Consider the following 4,211-nt stretch of genomic DNA (forward strand, 5'->3'; position numbering starts at 1 on the left):
TTTTCTTCCGGGAATTACAATAGATAAATTCGGAGATGTACTTGTTATCGAGTCTCTGGCTCTTGGTACTGACAAGATGAAAGAGCTTATTATAGATATATGTAAAGAAGTACTTTTAAAAGATGGTATAACTGTTCGCGGCGTGTACGAAAGAAGCGATGCCAAGGTTCGCGAGCTTGAAGGTCTTGAAAGAACTAAAGGCTATATTGGAGCTGAGTTTGATACTAATGTTCAGATCATTGAAAATGATATCAAATATATAGTTGATGTTAAGGATGGTCAGAAGACAGGATTCTTCCTTGATCAGAAGCTCAATCGTATGTCTATAAGACCTATGTGTAAAGGCGCTAAGGTCCTTGACTGTTTCACACATACAGGTTCATTTGGACTTAATGCAATGGCAGCGGGAGCTAGATCCGTTCTGTCTGTAGATGCATCTGAACTTGCTATTGACCAGGCTATGGAGAATGCTGGCCTTAACGGATTTACTGCAAGGAAGTTTGAGGGCGATAGTCTCCCTGATGAGAAGGCTGATGCAAACGTTGTAGGATATAAATGCGCAGATATCTTTGAGCTTCTTCCTTCACTTGAGGCAGCAGGAGAGCAGTATGACGTAGTTATCCTTGATCCACCTGCATTTACCAAGTCACGTGCTTCTATCAAGAAGGCAGTAACAGGATATCGCGAGATCAATATTAGAGGTATGCGCCTTGTAAAGAATGGCGGATATCTTGCAACCTGCTCCTGCTCACACTTTATGGATGAAGACCTCTTTCTTAAGACCATCAAGGAAGCTGCCAAGGATGCTCACAAGCGCCTTCGTCAGATCGAGTTCCGTCAGCAGGGACCTGATCATCCGATCCTCTGGGCTAATGACACATCATACTATCTTAAGTTTGTAACTTTCCAGGTAGTGGATGAGATCTGATGGTATCGTTCGTATAAATATGAAGTGAACTTTTGAACGGTTGATCAAACTTAAGCTGATTTTTTTAAGAAAATAAAAAAATGAAAAAATTTATCGACGGGATAAATGCTGTGAACTTCGCATTTATCCCGTTTTTTGCGGCTTTGCGCTTTATCCGATAGGCGCGTTGAAGCATAAATTGTTTAAAGTGATAAAGTTTTTGTTGACATATGTATGTTTATGCGCTTAGTATGATTAATAATCATCAATTGTATACATGTATTTAAGTATTTAGGGAGGAAACATTATGAAGAAAAAGTTATTGTCAGTCGTTCTTGCGTCTACACTTGCTCTTAGCATGATCGGATGCGGAAGCTCTGCAGTAAATGGAGTAACAGAATCAGACAATACTGGCGCAGGCAGTTCAGACACAGCTCAGGCCGGTGGAGCAACAGGAGCTGGAAACAGCTCATCAGATCTTAATATCATGCTGGAGACACCTGTAGAATCACTTGATCCACAGCAGGCAACAGATGGTACTTCTTTTGAGGTTATTGCAGACTATACAGATGGTCTTATGCAGATGGATGCAGATGGACAGGCAGTTTACGCAGTAGCTGAAAGTGTAGATGTATCTGATGATGGTCTTATATATACATTCCATCTTCGTGAAGATGCAAACTGGAGCAATGGAGAGGCTGTAACTGCAGCAGATTTCGTATTTGCTTGGCAGAGAGCCGTTGATCCTGAGATTGCTTCTGAATATTCTTATATGCTTAGCGATATCGGACAGATCGTTAATGCACAGGAGATCATTGACGGAACTAAGGATAAGTCAGAACTTGGCGTAACAGCTGTAGATGACAAGACTCTTGAAGTTAAACTTAACGTTCCTGTAAGTTATTTCCTTAGCCTTATGTATTTCCCAACATTCTATCCTGTAAATCAGGCTTTCTTTGAAAGCTGTGCAGATACTTTTGCTACAAGCCCTGAGACAACACTCTCAAATGGTGCATTTATTCTTGATGACTACCAGCCTGCAGCAACAACTATCCACCTTTCCAAGAACCCTGACTACTACGGAGCAGACACAGTTAAACTTGCCGGCCTTAACTATCAGGTTATTCAGGATTCACAGCAGGCTCTTATGAGCTATCAGAGCGGTGACCTTGATACAACACTTGTAAACGGTGAGCAGGTTGACCAGGTTAAGGATGATCCGGCATTCGAAGCTATCGGAGCAGGATACCTTTGGTATATCAGCCCTAACATCAGCCAAGTTAAAGAGCTTGATAATGTAAATATCCGTTATGCATTCACAATGGCACTTAACCGTGAAGCTATTACAACAGATGTTCTTAAAGATGGTTCAGCTCCAACTTATACAGCAGTTCCTATGGATTTCGCAGCAGGTCCTGACGGATCAGACTTCTCAGCTGATCAGGAGAAGTTCTCAGATGTCTGCAGATTTGATGCTGACGCAGCACTTGAGTACTGGAACAAGGGTCTTGAAGAACTTGGCGTATCAGAGATCACAATCACAATGATCCACGATGCAGATGATGCTCCTATCAAGGTAGCACAGGTAGTAAAAGAGCAGCTTGAAACAACTCTTCCTGGTCTTACTGTTGAACTTCAGCAGATGCCTAAGAAGGAAAGAGTACAGCGTATGCAGGACGGCGACTACGAACTTGGTCTTACACGTTGGGGTCCTGACTATGCAGATCCTATGACATACCTTGGAATGTGGGTTACTAATAACTCTAACAACTACGGTTTATGGAGCAATTCTGAATACGATGCGATCATCGCTGAGTGCACAACAGGTGAGACAGCTATGGATGCTGAGGCTCGCTGGGCAGCTCTTTACGATGCTGAGAAGATCGTAATGGACGAGGCAGTTATTTTCCCTCTTTATACACAGTGCAATGCAGAACTTATTTCTACAAGTGTTTCAGGAATTGAGTTCCACCCTGTAGCTCTTAACAGAGTTTATAAGAACGCAACTAAAAACTAAATTATCCGGATTATAACAAAATTGCTGCGCGAGGAAGAGTAGTAATTGATTACTTTTCCTCGCGCCTTTTAAATTGGGGGACAGGGTAAAACCTGTAATATTCTCTCGTTACAAGAGGACAACCATGAAAAAATATGTTTTAAAGCGAGTAGTAACAGCAATATTCACATTGCTGGCCATTACACTTATTCTATTCATACTGATGCAGCTGATGCCGGGCTCTCCATTTAACGATGAGAAGCTCAACGAATCACAAAAGGCTGCACTATATGCAAAATATGGTCTGGATAAGCCAATCGTTATCCAGTTCTTTCATTATGTTATCAATATGTTTAAGGGTGATCTTGGAGTAAGTTATAAGATTTCCAAGAATACACCTATTACGCAGCTTATCGCATCAAGACTTCCAATATCTATTGGAGTTGGATTTGCTGCGGTTATGATTGGTGCAGTAGTAGGTCTTTTACTTGGACTTTTAGCTGCATTCAAAAGAGATACAGTATGGGATACTCTTGCAACCATTATTTCAGTAATCGGTGTATCAGTTCCTTCATATGTATTTGCTTTGGCGCTTTCATATCAGTTTGGATTTAAGCTTGGATGGTTTCCAATGCTCTTTTCAGCAAAAGATGTTGTAGGCTCAAGCGTACTTCCTTCCATATCACTTTCAATGTTTACCATGGCTTCCATAGCCAGATTTACAAGAGCAGAGATGATCGAAGTACTTGGCTCAGACTATATGCTTCTTGCTGAATCCAAGGGCCTTTCAGGCAATAAGCTGGTATTCAGCCATGCACTGCGAAATGCCCTTATTCCTATTATTACTGTATTAGCACCACTTGTTGTTGATCTTATGACAGGTTCACTTGTTGTAGAAAAGATCTTTTCCATACCTGGAGTTGGATCACTTCTTGTAAACGCAATCCAGTCTAATGACTATAACGTTGTTATAGCCCTTAGCTTTATATATTCAGCTATGTACATTGGAATCATGCTCGTTGTAGATATTCTCTACGGCATCATTGATCCAAGAATCCGTGTGGCAAAGGAGGGCGACTGATATGGCAACATCTTCAGCATTTAAAAAGGAACCCTACGAATCAGAGAATTTAGTAGCGGTTAAAAAAGAACAGTATGTCCCTGTTGCAGCGGATTTCAAATTAAAGGGAAAAACAGCAGATGATTTTGTGGATACAAACTTTGCATCCCAGAATTTCTGGAAAGAAGTTGTAGCAAGATTCAGACGTAAAAAGAGTGCTGTATTTGGACTTATCTTTGTACTTGTAA

3 protein-coding genes and 1 pseudogene are annotated in these 4,211 nt (G+C 41.1%); all 4 read left to right on the top strand.

Going from position 1 to position 4,211, the window contains the following annotated elements; genetic code table 11:
* A partial coding sequence (locus tag K6G87_RS17080) for a class I SAM-dependent rRNA methyltransferase (protein WP_296839949.1) occupies window positions 1-928 on the top strand: 928 nt, incomplete at its 5' end.
* 286 nt (window positions 929-1,214) lie between these two features.
* Window positions 1,215-2,924 carry a peptide ABC transporter substrate-binding protein gene (locus tag K6G87_RS17085; RefSeq protein WP_296839951.1) on the top strand — a complete coding sequence of 570 codons (1,710 nt, stop codon included), beginning with the start codon at window positions 1,215-1,217 and terminating at the stop codon, window positions 2,922-2,924.
* Between the two features lie 124 nt (window positions 2,925-3,048).
* On the top strand, window positions 3,049-3,984 hold the full coding sequence (locus tag K6G87_RS17090; protein WP_296839955.1) for an ABC transporter permease: 936 nt from the start codon (window positions 3,049-3,051) through the stop codon (window positions 3,982-3,984).
* 1 nt (window position 3,985) lies between these two features.
* Window positions 3,986-4,211, top strand: a pseudogene (locus tag K6G87_RS17095) (hypothetical protein); the annotation flags it as partial.

The organism is Butyrivibrio sp., assembly GCF_024699075.1.